The sequence below is a fragment of the Pseudomonas sp. TE12508 genome, assembly GCF_056279485.1.
On record NZ_JBWCCN010000026.1, the window covers coordinates 28749 to 51621 of the forward strand.

Consider the following 22873-nt stretch of genomic DNA (forward strand, 5'->3'; position numbering starts at 1 on the left):
GTTGAGCTATTCGATGAAATAGTGATGACAGGTTGATGACTGGCGGATCAGGGCAGCTTCAACGCCTTAGTGACCTCGGCCCAGGGCACGAATTTGAAGTTCTGGGTTTGCTCGGGCATGCGTTTGCGTCCGTCCTGCACCACCAGCATGCCGTGGCTCCAGGGCCCGCCGAGGTTGGCCGAGGTGACTTCCAGGCCATCGGTTTCCGAAGCGCCGTCGATGCCCGCCGCCGCGTTCAGCCCGACGCGGAATGCACCGCGAGACGCGAACGGCGGTTCGGCATCGAGCACCACATAGCTGTCGTTGCCCTGGCTGGAGATCACCAAATAGTCCTGCGCCGCGCTTTGATAGAGCGCCAGCCCTTCCACATCCGCCTGCAACTGCGCACCGACCTTGATCACGCTGCTGAGCGTCGCCGGTTGATCGGCGCGGGCGTCCACCGCCCAGACGCCGACATCCTCTTCACCGAGAAACAGGCGCTGGCGCTGGTCGTCGGCGACGCAGCCTTCGGGCTGGCTATCGACCTTGAACTGGCGCACCAGATCACCCTGTACGCGGCCGTTCGGCGCGCTCAGGCGGTATTGCAGGAAGGTGCCGTCCTTGCCGTTGGCGATCGCGTAGATTTCGCCGCTGGCCGGTTGAAACAGGCAGATGCCGTAGATGTCTTTGAGCGGCGTGGGGATCTCCCCGGCTTCGCGCAACTCACCGCTGGTGCGGTCGATGCTGAACAGGCTGAGGCTGTTGTGATCGCGATTGCTCGCCACCGCGAGGTCGACGGCCTGCTGACCGAGCTTGAAATTCGGCCGTATATCGACGTTGTTCAGTCGCCCCACCGGCAATTCCTGCAGCAATTTGCCTTGCAGGTCGTACGCCATCAGCCCCTGCTTTTTATTGGTGCCCAGCACCCGACTCAGGGCGGGTTGCTGCGGATGAATCCAGATCGCCGGATCATCCGCGGCATCGCCCTGGCGCGCCACCGGGTCGCTTTGGCTGATTGCTTTTACGTTCGCCAGCACCGGCGCCAAGGGCACCGGCGTAGCCTGCCAGTCGAGTTCACCCTGATACAGACGACCGTCGTCATCGTCGCGCAGCAGTACTTGCATGCCTTTGGCCGTCGGGCGCAGGGCGAGATTTTCCGGCTCCTTCAAGCCTGGCAGCGCCAGTGTGGCCTGAGCCGTCCAGCGTTCGCCCTGCTGCTGATAGAGATGCAGCTGCGCGGCTTTCGGATCGAGTGCGACGATGCCACCCGGCACCAGGGCCATCGCACCCGCGGCCTGTTTGATCTCGCCGAACGGTTCGCGCATGGCCACCGGTGAGCGCGTTACATCCGCTTCGGCATGCGCCGGGTAGGCCCACCAACCGACGTTTTCCTCATTGACCACCAACTGATTGGCCGCATCGTCGACCTGGCAAAACTGTGCCGACGGCGGCAGCGGCAGACCGCGCACCCGTTGCGGTTGCGGGTTCAAAGTGGCGCCGTTGCCCACCAGCCATTGCTCACCCTTGCCCTCCTCGCCCACCAGAAACAGGAACAGATTGCTGGCTTCGTCGTGGTACAGGCACAAACCGTTCACCGGGTAATCCCGCGTCGGCAGGTACACCGGTTGCCCCCAGTCGCGCTTGGCCGGATCGAGGCTGACCAGCACCGCTTGTTGACGGGCGTTGTCGAGGCTGGCCACCAAGACGTGTTGACCGGCGGCGCGGCTGTCCAGGCTGCGGAACGAACCTTTCAAACGCGCCAGCTCTTTGCCCTGCGCGTCGAGCAGCAGCAAGCCGTCACGCTCGCTGGCGGCCAGGCGTTCGGGGCCGAGGTCGGCGGGCAAAAACGCCACTGCGTCGACCGCTAGGTTCGGCGCCCAGGGTGTGAGGCTCAGGTTCGGCGCGGCCGCCATGGCCTGGCCGATGGTCAAGCTGATCAGTGTGGTCAGCAGACCGTGTTTGGGTAACCACGAAATACTCATGAACAGGCAAAGTCCTTGTCGTGCATCCATCACGGCGGCAGCACCGGGCTGCCGCCCCGGGGCTTAGAAGTGGGTGAAGGTCAGGCCGAGCTTGTAGGTCGGGCCGTATTCTTCGTATTGGCCGTTGTAGGAGCGGTTGCCGGTGTAGACGAAGTACGGCTCGTCGGTGAGGTTCTGCGCCTCGAAGCTGACTTGCAGGTTTTTGGTCAGCGAATAGCGCGCGCTGAAATCGACGAAGGTCTGGGCATCGACGTGCAGGTCGTGGGCTTTGTCGTTGATCGAGGCCAGCTCAAAGAGGTAATCGGACTTGTAGTTGGCCGACAGACGCAGGCTCAACTTGTCGTTTTCCCAACCGAGCATCAGGTTGCCGACGGTGTCGGACTGATTGGGCAAATCGATGCTGCGCTTGCGGTTGATCCCGCTGGCGGCGTCGAAGCCTTCGATCTCGGCATCGGAGCGGCTGAAGGTGGTGTTGGCGCCGAGCAGCAGGCCGTTCCAGGGCGCTGGCAGCCAGTCGAATTTCTGCGAGTAGGCCAGTTCCAGGCCATAGAGTTTGGCGCTGTCGCCGTTGGCAAACGTGTGAGCCTCGGAGAAGTCGGCCCAGGCGCCGGTGCCGGCCAGGTCGGTGTTGTAGACGAAATTCTTGATGTCTTTGTAGAACACAAACGCCGAGACCGTGCCGGCATGGCCCATGTAGTGCTCGATGCCCAAGTCGAGGTTGCTGGATTCCAGCGGCTTGAGGTCCGGGTTGCCGAAGCTCGCCTCGTCATCGTCGATGACAAAGCCCGGGGCCAGTTGGCCGAAAGTCGGGCGCACCACGGACTTGGTCCAGGCCGCGCGCACTTGGGTGTTCTTGTCCAGTTGATAGCGCGCATGCAGGCCCGGCAACCAGTGGTGATAGCGGCGTTTGGTCTCGGTGGACTGGAACTCGCCGTCGGTGACGCCGGTGCCCTTGGCTTCGAACTCGGTGCCTTCGTAGCGCATGCCGGCAATGAAACGCCAGTCATCGATATCGATGGTGTTCATCAGATAGCCGGCGTTGATGTCTTCGCTGATCTTGAAGTCGTTGACCCGCGATTCGGTCTCGTCGTAGAAGTCCGCCTGATTCAGGCCTCCGATCAACTGCTTGATGGCGCTGCCACTGATGCCCGGGCCGAACTGGCCGAGGCGGTAATCGACGGTGCCTTTCTGGAATCGGCTGAGGTTGAGCTGTTCATCGCTGAAACCCAGATCATCGAAATCTTCATACACCCAGGCATCAAGGTTGTTGTCTTTGTTGCGGCGGCTGACCTTGCCGCCGAATTTGACCTGGGACGCATAGCCGCTGAGGTCGTAGTCGCGGGCCAGGTCCAGACGCAGGTTTTTCTCGGTGTCGGTGGTTTTCTGTTTTTCCCACTCGACATTGTCGAGGCTGAAGTTGCTCGGGTTGTAGAAGCCCTGACCGATGATGGGCCGCGGCTTGTCGTTGTCGTAGAAACCGCTGTCGGCAAAATCGTCGGTGCCGTTGAACGCGGCGTTGGCGATGTGGCCCGGGCTGTCTTCGCTGGAGCGGCTGTAGCCGGCCTGGCCGCTGAGGGTCCAGAGGCCGAACATACGCTCGCCGCCCAATACGTAGGACTGGATTTCCTGGGTCTCTTCCCGCTGTTTGAGTTTGCGGGAGCCTTCGGCATCGCCCAACTCCCCCGCCGCCAGCGGGTCGGCGAATTCGAGGCTGGTGGAATTGCGCGTCTCGCTGTCCTTGTAGCGGCTGTACAGGGTGCGCAGGTAATAGCTGCTGAAATCGTCGGGTTTGTAATCGAAGTTCAGGCCCCCACCAGCGCGTTCACGGCTGATGTCGTAATCGCGTTGCTCGAACTCCTGCAATTTGGCGCCTTGCTCGAAGTCCCAGGCGCCGCCGGTTTCGACGTTGTCCGAGCCGAAGTCGCGCTTCTGCCAGCTCAGCGCCGCAGCGACGCCGAAGTTGTCGATGCCGTCGCCAAGGCTGAAGCGATCACTGACGGCGCCGGAAAATTTCGGGCTGGTCTGGTGGGTGTTTTTGTCGTAACTGGCTTCGCTGCTGCCGGTGTAGAACAGCCCTTTGTGATCGAAGGCCGAGAGGCTTTTCACATCCACGGTGCCGCCCAGGGAGTTGGCGTCCATGTCCGGGGTCAGGGTTTTGATTACCGACAAGGACTGCACCAGCTCCGAGGGCAATACATCGAGGGCCACGGCCCGGCGCTCGCTTTCCGGCGAGGGTACCAGCGTGCCGTTGATGGTCACGCTGTTCAGATCCGGTCCGAGGCCGCGCACGCTGACAAACCGCCCTTCGCCCTGGTCGCGCTCGACGCTGACTCCCGGCAGGCGCTGCACCGCTTCGGCGACGTTTTCGTCCGGCAACTGCGCCACGCCATCGGCATGCACCACGCTCTTGATGCTGTCGGAACTGCGCTGTTCCTTGAGCGCCTGATCGATGCTCGCCGCCTGGCCCACCACTTCGACGTGTTCAGTGTTCGCCACGGTTTCGGCGGCGCTCAGGCGTTCACTGGCGATCGCCATGGCCAGGGCGGTGAGCGTGAAACCGACCACTCCTGCGGTGCTGCTGCGCTTGTACATGAATGTCCTCCCCCAAGAGTCCGTTAACGCCAGGCAAGAGGCCCGGCAACTGGGAGGGCACGCTAGGGATGGGGGATGACGGTTCTGTGACAGGGGGTGGCGGAAGGTGCGGTAAACCGGGGTTTTGCCGGGGTTCGGGGCGGGAAGTGAGCTGAAATGACTTGTTCCGGCTGACAATGCTTCTGTGGTGAGGAGGCTTGCCCAACTGTCGCGCAGAACCTGTGGGAGCGGGCTTGCTCGCGAAGACGGCGGCACAGTCAACATTGATGTCGACTGACACACCCCTTTCGCGAGCAAGCCCGCTCCCACAGGTTCTGCGCCAGACAGAAAACCTCGTAGAACCATGAGCTGATTCGACCTCACACCCCCGTCACCCGACTGTCACAAACATCTGCTGTGCTGGCGCGCATTGCTTCTTCGCCAAAGGATCGCGGCCATGTTCTCAGTGCTCAAACCCCACCGTTGGAAACTCGCCCTGCTGCTGTTGGCCGCCAACCTGGGGTTGCTCCTGCATCTGGCCTGCGGCGAGGTGAAACCGGTCAGCGAATGGGTCTGGCTGGACATCGTCGGTGAAGGCGGTTCGGCGCTGCTGGCGTTGGTCTGGCTGGGGTTGGTACTCAAGAGCCGGCCGGCCGGGCGCGTCACCAATTACCTGGCGCTGGGTTTGAGCGGGATCTTTTTTTCCTGGTGGATCGACAGCCTCGACGAGTTCATCCGTCTGCCCGACAGCATCACCTGGGATCACTGGCTCGAGTCCGGGCCGATGCCGGTCGGCATGATCCTGCTGACCATCGGCATTTATCACTGGCACCGCGAACAACTGGCAATCAGCGCGCAGATGGAGAAGCGCGAGCGGCTGTTCCGCGAGCATCGATTATTCGACAAGCTCACGCCGTTGGGCGGCGCCGATTACCTCAAGCGCCAACTGGCCGGCAGCCTTGAGGAAAGTCACGGCCAACAACAGCCGTTGTCGTTGTTGGCGCTGGACCTGGACAACTTCTCGGCCATCAATCAGGCCTTCGGGCATGCCGAAGGCGACGCCGTGTTGCAAGCGGTCAGTCATTTGCTGCTGCTCAACCTGCGGCGCCAGGACTTGCTCTGTCGACTGGCCGGCGACCGTTTCGTGGTGCTGCTGCCCAATACGGGCGAGAGCCAGGCACGGTTGCTAGCGCTGGAACTGCAACAAGCGGTGCAGGGTCTGGCACACAAAACCCGGCTGCATGGCGAACGCTTGCAACTGTCGGCGAGCACGGCGGTGGTGATGGCGCTGAACGAGTCGTCGGACGCCCTGCTCAAGCGCCTTAACCTGGTGCTGGCCCGGGCCAAGCAGCCTCTGGCCAGAACCGCTTGAGGCCCGGTCCATGACCCTGAAAACCACGTGGTACGAAACCGACAGCCGCTTCATTCCCGGGCATTATCAGCCGGCAACCCTGATCGATCTGGCGCTGTCCCGGGACATCGACAGCCATCGTCTGCTGCGCGGCACCGGGCTGTTTCATGAAGACATTCTGGCTGGCCAGACCCGCCTCAGCCCCCAGCAGTTTCTCGCATTGATCGGTAATAGCCGACGTCTGCTGGATGCCGACGACAGCAGTTTTCTGTTCGGTCAGCGCCTGCTGCCCGGCCACTACGGCGCCGCCAGCCACGCCCTGCGCCATGCACAAAACCTGCACCAGGCACTCGACACCCTGGTGCAGCAACAGGCGCTGCTCAGCCCGTTAATGACGCCGCGGTTGGTGCTGGATGAAAAACACGCCTATCTCTATTGGCTGGACAGTTGCGGGGCCGGCGAGCAATGGCGTTTTCTGCTGGAAGCGAGCATGACCTCGCTGGTGGCCATGAGTCGCGCGCTGAGCGGCCAGCGTCTGCCGTGGGAGTGCAGTTTCAGCCATGCCGAGCCCCGTTATGTCGAGCAATATTGGGTGCATTTGGGCGAGCACACTCAGTTCAACCGACCTCTGGACCTGATGCGCATCCCCCGGGAATTTCTCGCCCAGCGATGGCCCGATGCGTCGGCCACTGCTGGTCAGGTCGCCCGTCAGGAAGCTCAGGGGCAACTGGAGCAGTTGGGCTGCACGTCGAGCTTTCTCGACTGCCTGTACCGCTATTTGCAGCGCCACGTGCGCCACACCCCAAGCCTGGAACAAGCCGCCCAGGCCTTCGCCATGAGCCCTGCCACCCTCAAGCGCAAACTGCAAAAACACGACACCGGTTTCCAGCAGCAGGTAGATTTGGTGCGCAAGCACGTGGCCCTGTACCTGTACCAGATCAAGGGGTTCAGCAACGAAGCCGTGGCCGAGTACCTGAGCTTTAACGATGCGGCAAATTTTCGTCGCTCGTTCAAGCGCTGGACCGGCAGTACACCCAATTTGATCCGTCAGTTGTTCAATCCCGGCTGAAGCGTTATGCGATCGGACCGATCGTCGCCTCGAAATGACGGTCAAGCCCTTCGCGTGGAGCAATACTCCACAATGAGCTGAGAGAGCGCCGCCACAATCGCCTGATCCGCTTCAGCAGAGGCAAACAATCGAAACTGCGCATCCGGCAAATCCGGCAATCCTTGCTCCGCACCCAGAGCCGCCAGTCCCTGCCCCAATTGACTGACTGTCATGGGCGCCACCGCGAAACCAGCCAGCGCCGCCGCCCGCAGCCCGGCGGTGCTGGTGCATGACATCGCCGTACGTTGGGCGATCCCCGCCTGAGCCAGCCGCCTCAGTGCGATCTCACGATAAGGACAGGGCTCAGGAAACAGCGCCAGCGGCAACGGTGTCGGTAACTGGGTGACGGGCTGCGCCGACCAGGCCCACACCAGCGGTTCTTGCCACAGTAGCAACCCCGCTTCGCTGGTTTCGCACAGAGAACCGATGACCAGCTCAAGATCGCCTTGCTTCATCAGGTTCAGCAACGTGCCAGGAATGCCCACCTGCACGTCGATTTCCATGCCCGGGTACTGCGCCGCGAAATCCTGAAAAGCCCGCAGCAATCGCGGTTCGACAAAATCCTCCGACACCCCGATCCGCACCTGCCCGTGAAACGGTGTGCGCGTCAGTTGCGCCCAGGCATCACGGTTCAGCGCGAGGATCGTCCGCGCATAAGCGATCAGGCGCTCGCCATCGGGCGTCAATTGCTGGGAACGGGTCGTACGCGTCAACAGCGGTTTGCCGACCTGTTCTTCCAGTCGCCGCAAGTGACCGCTGACCGCAGACTGGGTCAGGTGCAGCTTTTCGGCTGCGCGACTGAAACCGTCTTCATCGACGACGGTGACGAATGTTTTTAACAACAGCACATCGAACATAGTTCTATTCGTGATTAATGGCCTGCTTATTCACGATTTATATTCCAAATAAAACTATGTTGCAATGATTCAACTTCCCCGCCCGAGACACGCCATGACCACCCTTCTGCATATCGAATGTTCCCCGCGCAAACAACGGTCAGCCTCCCTTGAAGTCGCCCGCGGCTTCATTGCGCGCTATCAAGAAAACACCCCGGATACCGAAATCATCACCCTCGATCTTTGGAATATGGTTTTGCCGGAGTTCGACGAGCTGGCAATGGACGCCAAATACGCCGGGCTCAATGGCACGCCCTTGACCCCGGCGCAGCAAGACGCCTGGAACACCTTGAAAGACCTGGCCGGGTTCCTGCACCGCGCGGACGTCCTGGTGATGTCCGTGCCACTGTGGAATTTCAGCATTCCGTACAAGCTCAAACACTTCATCGACCTGGTGTCGCAGAAAGACATTTTATTCAGCTTCGACCCGGAACGCGGTCTGGAAGGCATGCTGCACAACAAAACCGCCGTGGTGATGTACGCCCGCGGCCTGGATTTTTCGGCGCAGTCGATCACGCCAGCGGAGCGCTTCGACTTTCAGAAGCCCTACGTGGAAGCCTGGCTGCAATTTATCGGCGTGAGCGATGTGCACTCGGTGATTGTCGAGAAAACCATCCTGGGGGAAGACGTTGACCTGAGTGCGCGCAAGGCCGCGACTCAGCAGGCCATGAGATTGGCAGATAGTCTCATGCTATAAACTGACCGCCCCTTTACCACCTCAAGCAAGAGAACCCTCATGGCAAATCGCGACATTACCTTTCTCCCCGACCCGGACCCGGAATCCATCTCCTCCGACGTCGCCGGTTTCGGCGGCCTGTTGGTCTCCACTCAGATCCCTACCCGCGCCGACGGCAGTCTGGAACTGGGTGGCATCGCCGAGCAGAGTGAATGCACTCTGCAAGCGCTCAAGGTAGCGTTGGAGCTTGCCGGCAGTTCCATGGACCGGGTGCTGCATCTGACCATCTACCTCACTGACATGGCCGATCGCGCCGCCTTCAACGAAGTCTACAAGCGCTTCTTCGCCAAGCCCTGGCCGGTTCGCGCCGCCGTTGGCGTGGCCTCTCTGGCCGTCGAAGGTATGCGCGTGGAAGTCACTGCGATGGCGGCCAAGGGCTGAATCTGCGGACTGGTGGCACTGCTCCAGCGAGCGGCCGCCACTGCATCACTCATTCCCAACGGCAGGTTTGCGCCGTCAGGAATGAGTGATGCACGCAGTGTTTATTTGACCAGCCGTTTTTCCTTGGAAGGCCTGTAGCCAAAGTACGAGCTATAGCATTTGCTGAAATGACTGGGCGACACAAAGCCACAGGCAACCAGCACGTCTACCTGAGACAGCTCTGTGTGTTGAAGGAGTCGACGCGCTTCGGTGATGCGCAGCTCCATGTAATATCGCTGCGGCGTTGTCCCGAGTTGCTCCTTGAACAAGCGTTCGAGTTGTCGCCGGGAACGGCCCGCGTAGACCGCCAGTTGCTCCAGCTCCAGAGGCTCTTCGAGGTTGGCGTCCATCAGCTTGACCACCTCTCGCAATGGCGCGCTCACACAAATATTTTCAGCCGGTTTGATGCGCCGGTAGCGAGACTCCTCGAAAGCAAGAATGTCCTCGATACCCTCGACCAGGGCTTTATCGTGCAGTTCCTTGATCCAGTCCAACGCCATATGAAATGCCCCAGAGGGACTGGACGCGGTGAGCCGGTCTCGATCAATCACATAGGGCTCACTGGTGACGTGCGTCGCCTTGGAGATTTCCGCGAGTGCGGGGCGATGTTCGGGGTGAATGGCGCAACGGTATCCATCGAGCAAGCCTGCGCTGCCCAGGAACCATGCACCATTCCACAACCCGGCCAGAATGACACCCTGATCTGCCGCCGCTCGCAACAGGCTGATGAGCTCATCAGTCGCCTTCAGTTCTGTCCTGTAACCGCCGCAAATGACCAGCAGGTCCAGGTCGTGAATGGCTGAAGAGTTGATACGTGCATCCGGCCGAATGACCAGGCCCAGGTCGCTGACGACCTCCCCCTCATTCAAGCCGAACGTTCGGGAAGAGAACAATCCGGGGCGTAGAAGATTCGCGGTGACAATCGTGTCCAGCGCTTGCGTGAACGCGGGCAGCGAGAAATGCTCGAGCAGCAAAAAGCCCGCCCGAGTCATTCGAGCAGGCTCGCCAGGGTTTTCATTCAGATAGCGGAGGTTTTTCCCCTTCATGCCTCCGCTGAATTGACGTCGTTCGATCAATGTTCGACCCACTCGGTTACGTTAGCCAGTCTGTCATTTGGTGCGCTTATAAGGCGTCATGCTACCTGCACAAGCTCACAAAGCCCTAGGGGTCGTTCTCAATTAGTGCGCAAAAGCGAACAAAAAAAACGACAGATGGCAATGGCTGAAAACGGCAAGCATTGAACCGCGTCATAAGGCTGAAAAACCCGAACTCCTTCCATACCGCTGAATCCAATTTATAGGCCAATGGAGGTAAGCGAAATGAACAATGATGACCGTGTGAATGACGACGAATCAGAAACGACCTCGAACGTCCCGCCTACCGATACGTCTGGCAAACCCGACGATGTGGTCGAAAGCGAGCTTGAGGACAGCGACAGTGACGCCGAAGGTGTGAATCAAACTCACACTCAGGAGCTGGAGGCTGAAGAGCTCAGGCGAAAAATAGCGGAGATAGAACGCAAGGTGGCGGACGGTAATTAGCGAAGGGGCGAGGCCTTCGGATCGCCTGTCGACGATGAAACTTGCTCAAGTCACAGAGGAAGCGAACGGTCTTGAATGACTCGTTTCATCACCAGGGTGGATGTCAGGCGCTGAACGTTAGGCAACGTGGAAAGGCGCTCATCGTAAAGCTGCTGGAACGCTGGCAGATCTCCGGTGACGACATGGAGAAGGTAGTCCGGCTCTCCAAAAAGCCTTTGAGCCTCCACTATCTGGGGGATCGCCTGAAGCGCCACCTCGAATGCTTCAACCGCCCGGCGATCTCCCTCGCGAAGCGTCGCAAACACCATTGCCGAAAAGTTAAGGCCGAGCGCGGCGGGAGCGAGCTGTGCGCGATAACCCAGAATCACGCCTGATTCCTCCAGGGCACGCACCCGACGATGGCATGGGGACAGGCTAAGACCGACCCGCTCTGCCAGCTCAGTCACCGACAGGCGCCCGTCCGCCTGAAGCTCGGCAAGAATTTTCAGATCAATCCTGTCCATATAGAAGAATCTCCCTCAACGCGATATCCAGACGGGAATAATAGAGAAAATATTCTAGCCTGTTTCAATTATTCTTTCCGTGAACTTTATGACTGATCGTCCGTACTTTTTGAAAAAAGTCGGACCGACTCTCAATGTCTGCGAGATAGAAACATGCAAGTACCCGTTGAAATAAGAAGGTGGCGAATATGACCCTTAGTGTTCTCGCCGCATTCTGGGCTGTGTCGTTTTTGTTTGTGATTACACCGGGGGCGGATTGGGCGTACGCGATATCGGCGGGGTTGTTTGGGCGTGTCGTGATGCCCGCCGTGGCCGGGCTGTTGATCGGGCATTTAGTCGCCACGCTAGTCGTGGCGGCCGGTGTCGGCGGACTTGTTGCGAGCAACCCCATTGCCCTTTCGGTGCTTACCGTGGGCGGTGCTGGGTATCTGCTATGGCTGGGCATCAACATGCTTGTGCATCCCTCGGTTCCTCGCGCGGGACAAGTCCAGGAATCCGCCTCCTGGGCGCGCTGGACCTTTAAAGGGCTTTGCGTGAGCGGCCTCAATCCCAAGGTCTTTCTGCTGTTCCTGGCGTTATTGCCTCAATTCACTGACCCGACAGCCTCTTGGCCGGTGCCGATGCAGATCATCGCGTTAGGCCTTCTCCACGCGTTCAGTTGTGGTGTGGTCTATCTGCTGGTGGGTTTCGGCTCTCGAATCGTGTTGCAGGCACGTCCCGTAGCGGCTCAAGTGGTCAGTCGGCTTTCGGGAGCGGTGATGGTCATTATCGCGGTGCTGTTGTTTATCGATCAGATTTTGCGCTGATCGTTTATTCATCTCGGAGGAAAAGATAATGAGTGACACCTTCTCGCCTTACGGCAACAACGAAGTGTCGAATGTGAAATCACGTATCCGGATTCCTCATCTGCAACAGATGAAAGTGCGGGGTCAGAAATGGGCGATGCTGACTGCCTACGACATGTACACGGCCACGATTTTCGAAGAGGCCGGCATTCCTGTTCTGCTGGTGGGCGACTCGGCATCCAACAACGTCTACGGTTATGAATCCACGCTCCCCGTCACGGTTGACGAGCTTATTCCACTGGTACGCGCCGTCACCCGATCAACCCGTAGACCTTTGGTGATTGCCGACCTGCCCTTCGGCTCCTACCAGGCCTCTGCCGAGCAGTGTTTCCACACCGCCGTGCGCTTCATGAAGGAAGGTGGCGCCCATGCGGTGAAAATCGAGGGTGACGTTGAGATGCTGCCGCAAGTCGAGAAACTCACCCGCTCGGGGATTCCGGTAATGGCTCACATCGGCTTTACCCCGCAAGCCGAGCATCAACTCGGTGGCTATCGTGTTCAAGGACGAGGTGACAATGCGCAGCGACTGATCGAGAGTGCCCGCGCCTTCGAGACCGCCGGCGCCTTCGCGCTGCTCATTGAAATGGTGCCCGCTGAAGTCGCTGCACGCATCACTGCCGCCGTTTCGATTCCTACCGTCGGCATTGGCGCCGGCAACGGTTGTGACGCTCAAGTATTGGTTTGGCAGGACATGGCGGGGTTGCGCACCGGGCCTCTGCCCAGGTTTGTCAAACAATACGCCGACATGCGGGGCGTGCTGCTCGGGGCCGCGCGCGACTTCACCGGCGATGTGCAAGCGGGCGACTTTCCAGGGACCGAGCATTCCTTCTAGTCGACAGTACAAGGGACTTCAATGAAAAGCTTCAGACAGCGCGCAGCCGAAGGGCTTCAAACAGGTGACAGCTTCACCCTCTCCCGCTGCTTCACGCAGGAAGATATCCAGCACTTCGCGCAGATCTCCCGCGACTACAATCCGGTGCATTTCGATGCGCGTTTCGCCGAAGCCCGACGCTTTAAAGCGCCGGTTTCTCATGGCCTGCTGACGGCCAGCCTGATGACTGAAATCGGCGGCCAGATTGGCTGGCTGGCCTCAGCGATGACATTCCACTTCAAGCGCCCCGTTTATCCAGGGGATACCGTCACTTGCCATTGGCTCATCAAGGACATGGATGACAAAGGTCGTGCGACGGCGGTTGTCACGATGACCAACGAGGACGGCATTACCGTGCTGGAAGGAGAAACCAGCGGCGTTTTGCCTGGCCCGCAGGAGCGGGAAATCATGAGGCAGATGCTGGCCGAGGGTGATCCCACGAATGGGGTGGCGCGTTCTGATAGATGATCGCCATGGGTTGAGAGCTGCCCTTACTTAAACCGGCGGTTTTCGGCCAGTTTCTGCCTCTCGCCACGGGCAGTAACCGGCCAGAAGGGGTCAGTCATTTGTCTAAAAGATTGCGGTAGTGAAACGGGATAATTACACCTGCTTTCTAAGAACGCATACCCATCCAGATTACCGCTTCAGTCCATGCAGTCACCATCGGTGTCAGTACCCTGAACCAGGGATCGCGCACATCAATCTGCGCTGCTGAGTGGTCATGATGGTGCTGCTCCTCCTCCACAATCGAAGTGATGGCCGCCACCGCGTGGAGATCGATATCGCCCAGCACATCAAGTTGATGAGCCAGGTGCTTGAGCACCACACTTTCAACCGCGACGGTAGTAGCGACAATGGCTTTGCGGCCACAGATGCCAGTAACCAGACCCAACGCCAGACCGCCGATGCCACACAACCAATAACTACGGCAGCGGGGATAATTGCGACGTTGCAGCTCCTCCTGAAAAACCGTTCGATGGCGGCGCTCGTGGGAGAGGAACTCCTTGAGTTCATTCACCATGCCCGGGACGAAAAGCCTAGCCATAAACAACTGTCCACTGTAGATACAGATCGCGCCATGCTCGCCCGCATAGTCGACCTTCATCATGCGGTTGCCGAGGTCTTCGCCCTTAGCCGTGTAGTCTGGTGAATTCACATTGAGATTTCTTGTTCGAGGGGCTTGGTCATCGGGCCTGTCCTTGCTCTTGAGCCAGCATCGTGCTGTAACGCCAAGCAGATAAGCAAGTGAGTTCGCAAGTCGGCCCTGGTTTCCACGGTAGAAAAGTACGCGTTTGAGATTGAAATCTTTACATTGAACGAGGATTCCGGGCTCAGATTTCGCGTAGCGGCGCGCAAAAAAGGCGTTTTCAGCGGTCAGGATGCGGGCCGTCTGGAAGAACCGACTTTTTCAATAGAATCGGCCAATAGCGGCCCTTCGCGGGCCTACAAAATCACGGCCGATTCAATCTCACTTCCGCGCAAGACTGGGGTTCAGGCCACGTATCAAGTCAGCCTGAACCCACGATACATCCGAGCTAAATCAGTCAACGGTTCCGCTGGTAACCACAGTGAATTTACGGCTGAATTCAAGTACCTCACAGACCCCCGTGTGCCCTGCCGGAATCGAAACAGCATCGCCCGCCGTCATCTCGAATCGTTCCCCTGTATCCATAGTGATAGCAATGCGTCCTTCGATCAGCACGAAAGCTTCATCATTGTCGAAGCGCCAATCGAACTTCGAAGGTTGTGAAGTGAAGAATGCCACGACTTTGTATGGAGTTTTCACGCCGACAGTACGAAGAAGTTTCATCCGGGTATCGGGATTGCCTTCGATCACATCATCACCCAGCGGGTATTCAAGCCAGCCGTCGGGTGCGTTCAGGGATGCCAGCGCTACGGAGTCGATCGGGTTGGGAAGCGTAGGACGAGTTGTCATTTTTTTGTTGCCTCGTATCGGAAGAGGTGGATAGCGGCTATGACAAGTGGCATAGTCGAATCTCAGACTACACCAGAATATGACGGATGGCATAATTTTCAGATGAGCACTTCTACGCGTGACCGAATGATCGTTGGGGCAGCGGATCTGCTGCGCCGTAAGGGCATGACAGCGACCAGCATGCGTGAGGTTGTGCGCCACTCGAACACCCCTCGCGGGTCCATCGCCCACCATTTCCCCGGCGGTAAGCGCCAATTACTTGAAGCTGCTGTTGAACATGCCGGCCGGGAAGTCAGCGAGCCGCTAACACTGCTTTTGAGCAAACATGGGCCAGTGAAAGGTATGGAACTATTCGTTGCTTTGTGGCGAAAAATGCTTGAAGAGACAGCTTTCCAGGCTGGCTGTGCGGTGTTGGCCGTAGCGGTTGAGCAGTACACGTCCGACCAGCGCGGGGAGTCTGCTCCCGAGCTGGAAGCGCAGATCCAGCAGCAGCTTCTGGATCAGGCCAATGCAATCTTCGGGGAATGGAGAGAAATCGTTGCCGGAGCTCTACAGCAGGCTGGAGTGACTGCCGTCCGCTCGCATAGTCTTGCACTGTTGGCAATTGCTTCTATCGAGGGGTCCGTGGCTCTCTGCAGAGCTGCGCGTAGCGCGACGCCGCTCGATCTCATCTGGCAGGAGCTTAAGCAGAGTTTTGAGCGGGAGCTAGCCTAGACACCAGCGCCAACGGGCTCCAACTGACGGAGCCCCCGGGCGGTCACTGCATCGATGTAACTCGGATCGCCGTAGATCCGAGCCAGCAAAATTGCCCCCTCAAAATCGGCTACGAGTTGCCGCGCCAAACTTTGCGCCTCAGCTTGACTGTGGGCGACGCTATAGAGCTGGGCGAACGCCGCAGTCCAGTCATCCAGAAAGCGCCGGATCGGTCCCATCAGCTCTGTCTTTCCATAAGTGGCATCGACCGCAACGACACCCATGAGACAACCAATAGAGTCGTCTTGAAAGAGCCTCTTTGCCTTGCGCCCCATGCGTGTGAGTCGTTCTTGCACATCCAGGCTTTCATCGAACGCGATGGAGAACAGCGTCTGTTTCAATCGCTCGTGCGTCCAGTCCAGCACGTCCCGCAGGAGCGCTTCCTTGTTGGGATAGTGGTGATAGAAAGACGCCTTGGTCAGGCCGCATGCAGACGACAACACATCCATAGTGGTGCCGTGGTAGCCAAAACGTTTGAAGGTGTTGGCGCAGCGCTGCAGAAGCTCATCACGTGGAATTTTCAGTGGGCGCACGGGCAACTCCTACTCTAAATCATGCAGATTGATTCTACGTCATAAGCGTTGGTGTCTCAATTTGACGGTTACCGAATGTTTGTTTAGTTTCTAGTAACCGAACGTTCGGTAGGTTACTAGGCTTGCCTGAAGAAACAGGCAACACCCTCTCATACAACCAGGAGATGCCTCCAATGAGCGAAGCAAACAGCGGTCCGGGTCGCGTCACCCGAGAGCAGCGTGATCATCTGTTCCTTATCGGCCTGGACCGGGCTGGCAAACGTAATGCTTTCGATAGCGCGATGTTGAACGACCTGGCTCTAGCCTTGGGCGAATACGAACGCAACGATGAGATGCGTTGCGCCGTCGTGTTCGCTCACGGTGCGCACTTCACAGCCGGACTCGATCTGATGGAGCTGACGCCGAAGCTGGCATCGGGTGGCTTCAAATATCCGGATGAAGGCATCGATCCATGGGGCGTCTCGAAACCGCGCCGCACTAAGCCAGTGGTACTCGCCGTGCAAGGCACTTGCTGGACCGCCGGCATCGAACTGGTGCTCAACGCCGACATCGCGATTGCCGCCAGCAATACCCGCTTCGCCCACCTGGAAGTACTGCGCGGCATTCCGCCGTCCGGTGGCTCCACCGTGCGCTTTACCCAGGCTGCAGGCTGGACCAACGCCATGCGCTACATGTTGACCGGCGAAGAGTTTGGGGCTGACGAGGCGTTGGCCATGCGTTTGCTGACCGAGGTCGTTGAGCCCGGCCAAGAGCGGGTGCGCGCCATCGAATATGCCGAGAGCATCGCCAAAGCGGCACCGCTGGCCATCAAGGCCACGCTGCAGTCGGCTTTCCAGGCGCGCGATGAAGGTGATGACGCTGCACTCTCCAAGCTCAACGAACTGCTGTTCACGCTGATCAAGAGCGAAGACGTGCGTGAAGGCGTCATGGCGATGATGCAGAAACGTGCACCGGTATTCAAAGGCCGTTAACGGATAAGTCAGGGGCAAGAAATGCTGCAGTGCCAAGCACCATTGGAGGAGTTCAACCTCCTCGTTCGCAAGGTTCTTCAGCTTTCAGAACTGTTGCCTCTGCTTCCAGAGCACCACCCTATCGACGCCGGCCTGTTCTGGGCCACTCTGGAGGTCGGTGCCGAACTCACCCAAGAACCGCTGCTGCCCCTGAAATCGAACCGATCCAACTCCGCCAAGACAGACCGCAGATGAATCGCACCAGAAAAAACAATAAAGAACTGAAGCTGGTCAGCACCCTGCAGGATAGCGATGAGCTTCCCGACCTCGGCGTCGCAACCATCGATGAACTGCTGCATCGCAGCGCAGCAAGGACTCCTCATGCGCCGGCCCTTTCCGCTCTGGGTGCCAGCATCAGCTATGAGGAACTGCAGAATTTGAGCGCTTCGGTAGCGACCTGGCTGATCAATCAGGGACTGCAACCTGGAGCTCGGGTTGCCATTGCGTTACCGAACATGCTCGCCCATCCCGTGGCATGCCTGGGGATCATCCGGGCAGGCTGCACCGCCGTGTGCGTGAACCCTTTGTATACGGCGCAGGAGCTGGCTCAAGTTTTCAAGGACAGTGAGGTCAAAGCCGTATTTCTCTTCGAGCCCATGAGCCTGGGTGTTCAGCATGCCATGCGCGAGGCTGGTGTAAGCATTGCCGTGCGGGTCGCCCCTGGCGACTTGCTGGGCTGGCGGCGCCCGCTAGTCAATTGGGTGGTGCGTCGACGCCTGAGTGCTGAATCCGTCCGTGTCGAAGGTGCTATTGCCTGGCGAAGGGTCGTGGCGACTCGTGCTTGCGGTCTAACCAAGCGCTCGCCCATAACGGCCGAGCAGACGGCTTTCATGATCTACAGTGGCGGTACGACAGGCCAACCGAAAGGCGTGCCGATCACTCATCGGGCGCTGCTATTCAATGTTGCCCAGCAATGTTCAGCTCTTCGACTGCACCTTCAGGGCAAGACCGAGTGCGACTACGTACTGCTGCTGGCCGTGCCGCTCTACCACATCCTCGGTCTGGGCAATCTGTTCTTCACCTTGGCCAAGGGCGGCAAAGCGGTGTTGGTGATGAATCCACGCGATACCACGGCGTTTGTCAAAGAATGGTCCCGGCACCGCGTAAGCAGTTTCCCCGGCGTCAACACCCTCTACAACTCGCTCCTGGAGAATGAAGAGTTCCACTCGCAGGACTTTACCGATCTCGCTCTCTGCCTCGGTGCGGGCATGCCGGTCAGCGAGTCCACGGCCAAACTCTGGCACCGGATCACCGGCTGCCATATCACCGAAGCCTACGGGATGACAGAAACAGGACTGATTTCCTGCAACCCGGCCGGACGCTCACGCCCCGGCTCGGTAGGTTTGCCAGTAGCGGGAATTGAAATTTCCCTACGCGATGACGCAGGCGACGAGGTCACCATTGGGGACGCAGAAATCTGCGTACGCAGCCCAGCCGTCATGGCCGGTTACTGGCGACGGCCTGAGGAAAACACATCTGCATTCACCCGTGATGGCTTCTTTCGCACAGGGGATATCGGTCTCTTCGACCCGGATGGCTATCTGCGCCTGGTCGACCGCAAGAAGGAAATGATCATTTCCTCGGGATTCAAAGTCTTCCCCTCGGAGATCGAGCGAGTTCTGAACGCTCACCCTGGGGTGATGGAGTCGGCGGTCGTGTCGGCCCCTGACGAGAAGGCCGGAGAGATACCCATCGCCTACGTCGTTCGTCGCCAACCCTATCTGGAGGAGATCCACGTGATTGCACACTGCGAGAAGCATCTGGTCAGCTACAAACGTCCTCGTCGCATCATCTTCCTGGACGACTTGCCCAAGAGCAATGTGGGCAAGATTCTGCGCAAAGAACTGGTCGGTGCAAAACCGCAGGAGTTTTCTCGGTGATTGATCAGCTCACGCTAGTGGCCGACGACGGCTACCGCCTCGCCGCCATGCGCTATTCAGCACAAGGGGCATTGAAGGGCAACCTCATCATGGCGGGCGCAACGGGTGTACAACAGCGCTTCTATCGCCGCTTTGCCGAGCACGCCAGCAAGCAGGGCTTCAACGTCATGACGGTCGATTACCGAGGTATTGGAAAGTCCAGACCCAAACGCCTCAAAGGTTTCGAGATGTCATATCTGGATTGGGGATTTCTCGATCTGGCGGCCGTCGTCGAACACATGGACGATGGTACGACTCCCCTGTATTGGATCGGTCACTCCTTTGGTGGGCATGCTCTGGGTCTGCTGCCGAACCATCATAAGATCACTGCAGCCTACTGCTTCGGTACCGGTGCCGGATGGACTGGGTGGATGCCCAAATTCGAGGCATTCAAGGTTCGCTTGCTGTGGTCGGTCATTTTGCCGCTGATCGTCGCGCGCAAGGGCTATATGGCCTGGAGTCTGCTGGGAATGGGCGATGACCTGCCACTCGGTGTCTACAAAGATTGGCGACGCTGGTGCGCCTTTCCTCATTATTTCTTCGACGACCCGTCAATGGCTGCTATCGCACAACTCTATGCAGAGGTGCGCATACCCTGTGTGTTCTCCAACGCCGTAGATGACCCGTGGGCCCCGCCAGTGTCACGCGATGCGTTTGTAAAAGGCTATTGCAATGCAGCAATACGCACACGGGATCTGCAGCCTGAATCAAGGAAGAGCCCGATCGGTCACATGGGCTACTTCCGCCCATCTGCCATACCGATTTGGAACGAAGTACTCGACTGGCTCGCCGCTCAAAAATCCGCAGCTGCGACTCAGCACTGTCTGGCCGAGGCCTGAAAACATGAATTCACTGGCACCTCATTCGAAATTTTCGGAGTCCGCAACGACATTTCGCACCTTGGTGGAAAGCCGGCGAGCTGCACGCCAGTTCACGGCTGAAGCAGTCCCCGAAGCGATCATCCGAGACTGTCTGGAACTTGCGACGCTGGCCCCCAGTTCCTGCAACCTGCAGCCATGGTCTTTCCAAGTAGTGCGTGATCCAGCCTGTCTCCAACAACTGCAGTCGGTTTGCCTTGGACAAAGTGCCGCGAAGGCCCCCTTGATCATTGCTGTTCTGGCACGAACGGACGCTTGGGAGCAGGCCTGTGCGGACGTGCTCAAACTATGGCCTGAACCTGCGGTGCCCAGAGTAATTGATCAGTTCTACAAGAGAGCGGCTCCCTACCAGTACAACCAGGGCTGGATGGGCTGGCGTGGTTTTATCAAACGCCAGATGGTAAGGCTGCTCGGTTACAAGCGGCCCATCATGCGCAGCCCCAACAGTCTGGCGCAAATGCAACTCTGGGCGGTGAAATCGACAGCGCTGGCGGCACAGAACCTGATGCTGGCATTCCAGAGCCACGGCTACAGCACCTGCCCCATGGAGGGCTTCGATGTGAAGCGCTTGCACAAGGTATTGCCCCTTTCTAAAGACGCTATTCCCATCATGCTACTGGCGGTGGGAATGCCGGGAGAGCGTGCGATTCGTAATCCCCGATTACGCTTTCCTCTCGGCCAAAACGTGACGTGGCATTGACCCATCCCAACGGCTGAAAACAACAAGAGGACTACCCGTTATGGCCTTTCTTGAGATCGAATACGAAGTGCATGGCCCGATAAGAGTCATCCGTTTCAATCGCCCGGAGAAGCGCAACTGCATCGGCCCCACCACCCACCTGGAACTGGTAGAGGCCTGGACCCGCTTTCGGGACGATCCCGAGGCTCTGGTCGCCATCATCACCGGTACCGGCGACAAGGCGTTCTGTGCCGGTGGTGATCTTGAAGCAGGTTTTGATTTGGCACCCAGTAGCCCGGACGAAATTGCCGCACACGACCGCGGTGAACGTCCAGGCATTCTCGGCCCCAGCCGCTGGACCAATATCTACAAACCGGTGATTGCTGCAGTAAACGGTGCAGCCTATGCCGGTGGCCTGGAATGGGCGTGCTTTGCCGACATGCGCATTGCCGAAGAACACGCCTCCTTTGGCGTGACCTGTCGGCGTTGGAATATCGGTCTCGCCGATGGAGGCAGCCAGCGTCTGCCACGAATAGTGGGAATGGGCCGGGCGATGGAGCTGATACTCACGGGTAAAGTCATCTGCGCAGCAGAAGCCCTCAGCATTGGCCTGGCCAATGAGGTAGTCCCCACAGGGCAGTCGCTGCCACGAGCGATGGCGTTGGCACAATTTCTCTGCAGCCTGCCCCAACCTGCCATGCGCTCGGACAAGGAGGCGGCTGTCCGGGGCTACGGCCAGCCCTTGGCGGAAGGCTTGCGCATCGAGGCGCAATGCTTCAACCGCTCCATACACAAAGAGGAAACCCGTGAGGGGCTGCGCCAATTCCTGGAGCGCGACCACCCCGACCGGTCCACCAAGGCCATGGCCAAAACACCTGGCCTGGTCAGGGACTGAGGTGACCACCATGCGATTCGACATCCTGCTTCAGCTGCACCTGTTCGCCGTGGCCTTCTGGCTGGGTATCGTCGCGGTCGAGTACCTGATCGAGCGAAGTCGTGCGCAGAGCCGCAGCCAAGGGTTCACCGTCGCCAGGCTGCATCGCAAGATTGATTTGTTTTTTGAGATGCCGGCCTTCAGCGTGGTGCTGGTGACCGGGATATTGCTTATCGAGCCTTCACGCTTCGATGGAATCTATGCCGTGAAGGTGTTTGCCGGCGGCATCGCGGTTATCGGCAATCTGCTTTGTCTGGTGCCGGTTCTGAAGCGCCGTGCCGCAGCGGAAAACGACGACCTGTCAGATGTGATCCGTCAATCCAGGCTGATCGACATCATTTCCCTGGCGGCTATCCCGGCAGGACTCCTCACGCTGGCTTGCGGTGTTTACCTGATGCTGCAACGCTGAGCCTCTGCTTGGTCAGCACTGCGTACATTCACACAGTGCTGACCTCCTGAGCCTGTATTCATGTACGACGCCTTCAACCAATACTTCTCCTTCACGCTAAGGGTTTCCCGACGCTTTGATGAAGTCTACAAACGCTCTCAGCGGTGAGGGCAGGTAGCGGCGGCCGGGATAGTAGAGAAAGGGGCCGGAGAAACTTTGCCACCAAGGTTCGAGCACCGGTTCCAAAGCTCCGCTTTCCAGCTGCGGGCGGATCCAGTCTTCAAAAAGGTGGATGATCCCCAAGCCGTCGACTGCTGCTTGCACCGCAAGGTCGGCAGCACCACCGATACGCACTACCAAGGGCCCGGTGGGGTCGAGGCCGATGGTTTCGCCGTTGCGTTCGTAATCCCACAACGGCATCGCTCCGCTGGGAAACTTGCCGCGCAGACAGGCGTGATGCAACAGATCCCGCGGGTGCTGCGGGCGACCGCGAGCGTTGAGGTAGGCCGGCGAAGCAGCTGTGGCGCAGCGTTGCCGGCGCGGGCCGATGGGTACGGCGATCATGTCCTGTTCCAAGCGTTCGTCGTAGCGAATGCCGGCATCGCAACCGGCCGCCAGTACATCAACAAAGCTTTCCTCGGCTATTACTTCAAGACGAATGTCAGGGTAGATTTGCAGGAACGGGACGATGATCGATGGCAGCACTAGCCGCGCCGCGCTCAAGGGCACGTTGAGTTTCAAGGTGCCGGAGGGGCGGTCTCGGAAGTCGTTGACTACATCCAGTGCCGACTCCACTTCGCCCAGCGCCGGCACGATGCGCTCCATCAACCGCGCACCGGCTTCGGTGGGTTTTACGCTGCGGGTGGTGCGGTTAAGCAGGCGCACACCTAGCCCGGCCTCCATACGCCGCACCGCATCACTGAGGCTGGAGGCGGATTTTCCGCTGAGCCGCGCCCCTTCGCGAAACCCGCCAGCATTGACCACGGCCACAAAGGCTTGCACATCTTGAATATCGGTTGGCATTGTTCGCGCTCTCGTAC

25 protein-coding genes are annotated in these 22873 nt (G+C 59.0%); 16 read left to right on the forward strand and 9 right to left on the reverse strand.

Going from position 1 to position 22873, the window contains the following annotated elements; all coding sequences use genetic code 11:
• Positions 1-47 precede the first annotated feature (47 nt).
• Both ACZ9IM_RS28095 and ACZ9IM_RS28100 read right to left on the reverse strand, forming a co-directional pair.
• Entirely contained in the window at positions 48-1961 is a 1914-nt protein-coding gene (locus ACZ9IM_RS28095; protein WP_476225623.1) for a phytase, read from the reverse strand.
• Between the two features lie 63 nt (positions 1962-2024).
• Positions 2025-4553 (reverse strand): TonB-dependent receptor, encoded by a 2529-nt coding sequence (locus tag ACZ9IM_RS28100; protein WP_476225625.1) that lies wholly within the window; start codon positions 4551-4553, stop codon positions 2025-2027.
• 436 nt (positions 4554-4989) lie between these two features.
• Here ACZ9IM_RS28100 and ACZ9IM_RS28105 point away from each other — a divergent pair, with 436 nt between their 5' ends.
• Positions 4990-5904, forward strand: a complete 915-nt coding sequence (locus tag ACZ9IM_RS28105) for a GGDEF domain-containing protein (RefSeq protein ID WP_476225626.1) — start codon at positions 4990-4992, stop codon at positions 5902-5904.
• A 10-nt stretch (positions 5905-5914) separates the two neighbouring features.
• Complete coding sequence (locus tag ACZ9IM_RS28110) at positions 5915-6952, forward strand: AraC family transcriptional regulator ligand-binding domain-containing protein (RefSeq protein ID WP_427623448.1); 1038 nt, start codon at positions 5915-5917, stop codon at positions 6950-6952.
• Positions 6953-6993: 41 nt separating this feature from the next.
• Here ACZ9IM_RS28110 and ACZ9IM_RS28115 read toward each other — a convergent pair whose 3' ends face one another.
• A complete protein-coding gene (locus tag ACZ9IM_RS28115) occupies positions 6994-7848 on the reverse strand; it encodes a LysR family transcriptional regulator (protein ID WP_476225628.1) in 855 nt (284 codons plus the stop codon).
• Between the two features lie 94 nt (positions 7849-7942).
• Here ACZ9IM_RS28115 and ACZ9IM_RS28120 point away from each other — a divergent pair, with 94 nt between their 5' ends.
• A complete protein-coding gene (locus tag ACZ9IM_RS28120; RefSeq protein ID WP_476225630.1) occupies positions 7943-8584 on the forward strand; it encodes an FMN-dependent NADH-azoreductase in 642 nt (213 codons plus the stop codon).
• Positions 8585-8623: 39 nt separating this feature from the next.
• Positions 8624-9004: a RidA family protein gene (locus tag ACZ9IM_RS28125; protein WP_401176152.1), complete on the forward strand. Its 381-nt coding sequence runs from the start codon at positions 8624-8626 to the stop codon at positions 9002-9004.
• Between the two features lie 101 nt (positions 9005-9105).
• Here the strand turns inward: ACZ9IM_RS28125 and ACZ9IM_RS28130 are convergent, their stop codons facing one another.
• Positions 9106-10119 (reverse strand): GlxA family transcriptional regulator, encoded by a 1014-nt coding sequence (locus ACZ9IM_RS28130; protein WP_476225632.1) that lies wholly within the window; start codon positions 10117-10119, stop codon positions 9106-9108.
• Between the two features lie 243 nt (positions 10120-10362).
• Here ACZ9IM_RS28130 and ACZ9IM_RS28135 point away from each other — a divergent pair, with 243 nt between their 5' ends.
• The gene (locus ACZ9IM_RS28135) at positions 10363-10584 is read left to right on the forward strand and encodes a hypothetical protein (RefSeq protein ID WP_427623445.1); all 222 of its coding nucleotides are present in this window, start codon (positions 10363-10365) and stop codon (positions 10582-10584) included.
• A gap of 50 nt (positions 10585-10634) precedes the next feature.
• On the opposite strand, the gene ACZ9IM_RS28140 is transcribed toward ACZ9IM_RS28135, so the two are convergent.
• On the reverse strand, positions 10635-11087 hold the full coding sequence (locus ACZ9IM_RS28140; protein ID WP_008073172.1) for an Lrp/AsnC family transcriptional regulator: 453 nt from the start codon (positions 11085-11087) through the stop codon (positions 10635-10637).
• A 188-nt stretch (positions 11088-11275) separates the two neighbouring features.
• Here ACZ9IM_RS28140 and ACZ9IM_RS28145 point away from each other — a divergent pair, with 188 nt between their 5' ends.
• The 3 genes from ACZ9IM_RS28145 to ACZ9IM_RS28155 are packed head-to-tail and all read left to right on the forward strand — an operon-like array spanning position 11276 to position 13271.
• On the forward strand, positions 11276-11893 hold the full coding sequence (locus ACZ9IM_RS28145; protein WP_476225633.1) for a LysE family translocator: 618 nt from the start codon (positions 11276-11278) through the stop codon (positions 11891-11893).
• A gap of 28 nt (positions 11894-11921) precedes the next feature.
• The gene (gene panB / locus ACZ9IM_RS28150) at positions 11922-12764 is read left to right on the forward strand and encodes a 3-methyl-2-oxobutanoate hydroxymethyltransferase (protein ID WP_427623442.1); all 843 of its coding nucleotides are present in this window, start codon (positions 11922-11924) and stop codon (positions 12762-12764) included.
• 21 nt (positions 12765-12785) lie between these two features.
• Complete coding sequence (locus ACZ9IM_RS28155; RefSeq protein ID WP_476225636.1) at positions 12786-13271, forward strand: MaoC family dehydratase; 486 nt, start codon at positions 12786-12788, stop codon at positions 13269-13271.
• 145 nt (positions 13272-13416) lie between these two features.
• On the opposite strand, the gene ACZ9IM_RS28160 is transcribed toward ACZ9IM_RS28155, so the two are convergent.
• Together ACZ9IM_RS28160 and ACZ9IM_RS28165 are read right to left on the reverse strand one after the other, a co-directional pair.
• Entirely contained in the window at positions 13417-13959 is a 543-nt protein-coding gene (locus ACZ9IM_RS28160) for a 3-demethoxyubiquinol 3-hydroxylase (protein WP_476225637.1), read from the reverse strand.
• A 384-nt stretch (positions 13960-14343) separates the two neighbouring features.
• Entirely contained in the window at positions 14344-14739 is a 396-nt protein-coding gene (locus ACZ9IM_RS28165; protein ID WP_476225638.1) for a cupin domain-containing protein, read from the reverse strand.
• Between the two features lie 102 nt (positions 14740-14841).
• On the opposite strand from ACZ9IM_RS28165, the gene ACZ9IM_RS28170 reads away from it, so the two are divergent.
• A complete protein-coding gene (locus ACZ9IM_RS28170) occupies positions 14842-15453 on the forward strand; it encodes a TetR/AcrR family transcriptional regulator (RefSeq protein ID WP_476225639.1) in 612 nt (203 codons plus the stop codon).
• Here ACZ9IM_RS28170 and ACZ9IM_RS28175 read toward each other — a convergent pair.
• Positions 15450-16025: a TetR/AcrR family transcriptional regulator gene (locus ACZ9IM_RS28175; protein ID WP_476225640.1), complete on the reverse strand. Its 576-nt coding sequence runs from the start codon at positions 16023-16025 to the stop codon at positions 15450-15452. The genes ACZ9IM_RS28170 and ACZ9IM_RS28175 overlap by 4 nt on opposite strands.
• A gap of 173 nt (positions 16026-16198) precedes the next feature.
• Here ACZ9IM_RS28175 and ACZ9IM_RS28180 point away from each other — a divergent pair, with 173 nt between their 5' ends.
• The 7 genes from ACZ9IM_RS28180 to ACZ9IM_RS28210 are packed head-to-tail and all read left to right on the forward strand — an operon-like array spanning position 16199 to position 21854.
• Positions 16199-16996, forward strand: coding sequence for a crotonase/enoyl-CoA hydratase family protein (locus ACZ9IM_RS28180; protein ID WP_476225641.1), 798 nt, complete (start codon positions 16199-16201; stop codon positions 16994-16996).
• A gap of 21 nt (positions 16997-17017) precedes the next feature.
• Positions 17018-17230, forward strand: a complete 213-nt coding sequence (locus tag ACZ9IM_RS28185) for a hypothetical protein (protein WP_476225642.1) — start codon at positions 17018-17020, stop codon at positions 17228-17230.
• Positions 17227-18915 (forward strand): AMP-binding protein, encoded by a 1689-nt coding sequence (locus tag ACZ9IM_RS28190; protein WP_476225643.1) that lies wholly within the window; start codon positions 17227-17229, stop codon positions 18913-18915. The genes ACZ9IM_RS28185 and ACZ9IM_RS28190 overlap by 4 nt, the downstream gene beginning before the upstream one ends.
• Before the next feature lie 47 nt (positions 18916-18962).
• On the forward strand, positions 18963-19793 hold the full coding sequence (locus ACZ9IM_RS28195) for an alpha/beta hydrolase family protein (protein ID WP_476225660.1): 831 nt from the start codon (positions 18963-18965) through the stop codon (positions 19791-19793).
• 4 nt (positions 19794-19797) lie between these two features.
• Positions 19798-20532 (forward strand): nitroreductase family protein, encoded by a 735-nt coding sequence (locus tag ACZ9IM_RS28200; protein WP_476225644.1) that lies wholly within the window; start codon positions 19798-19800, stop codon positions 20530-20532.
• Between the two features lie 40 nt (positions 20533-20572).
• The gene (locus ACZ9IM_RS28205) at positions 20573-21406 is read left to right on the forward strand and encodes an enoyl-CoA hydratase/isomerase family protein (RefSeq protein ID WP_476225645.1); all 834 of its coding nucleotides are present in this window, start codon (positions 20573-20575) and stop codon (positions 21404-21406) included.
• A 10-nt stretch (positions 21407-21416) separates the two neighbouring features.
• The gene (locus ACZ9IM_RS28210; protein ID WP_476225646.1) at positions 21417-21854 is read left to right on the forward strand and encodes a hypothetical protein; all 438 of its coding nucleotides are present in this window, start codon (positions 21417-21419) and stop codon (positions 21852-21854) included.
• Positions 21855-21950: 96 nt separating this feature from the next.
• Here ACZ9IM_RS28210 and ACZ9IM_RS28215 read toward each other — a convergent pair whose 3' ends face one another.
• Positions 21951-22856, reverse strand: coding sequence for a LysR family transcriptional regulator (locus ACZ9IM_RS28215; protein ID WP_476225647.1), 906 nt, complete (start codon positions 22854-22856; stop codon positions 21951-21953).
• Between the last annotated feature and the right edge of the window lie 17 nt (positions 22857-22873).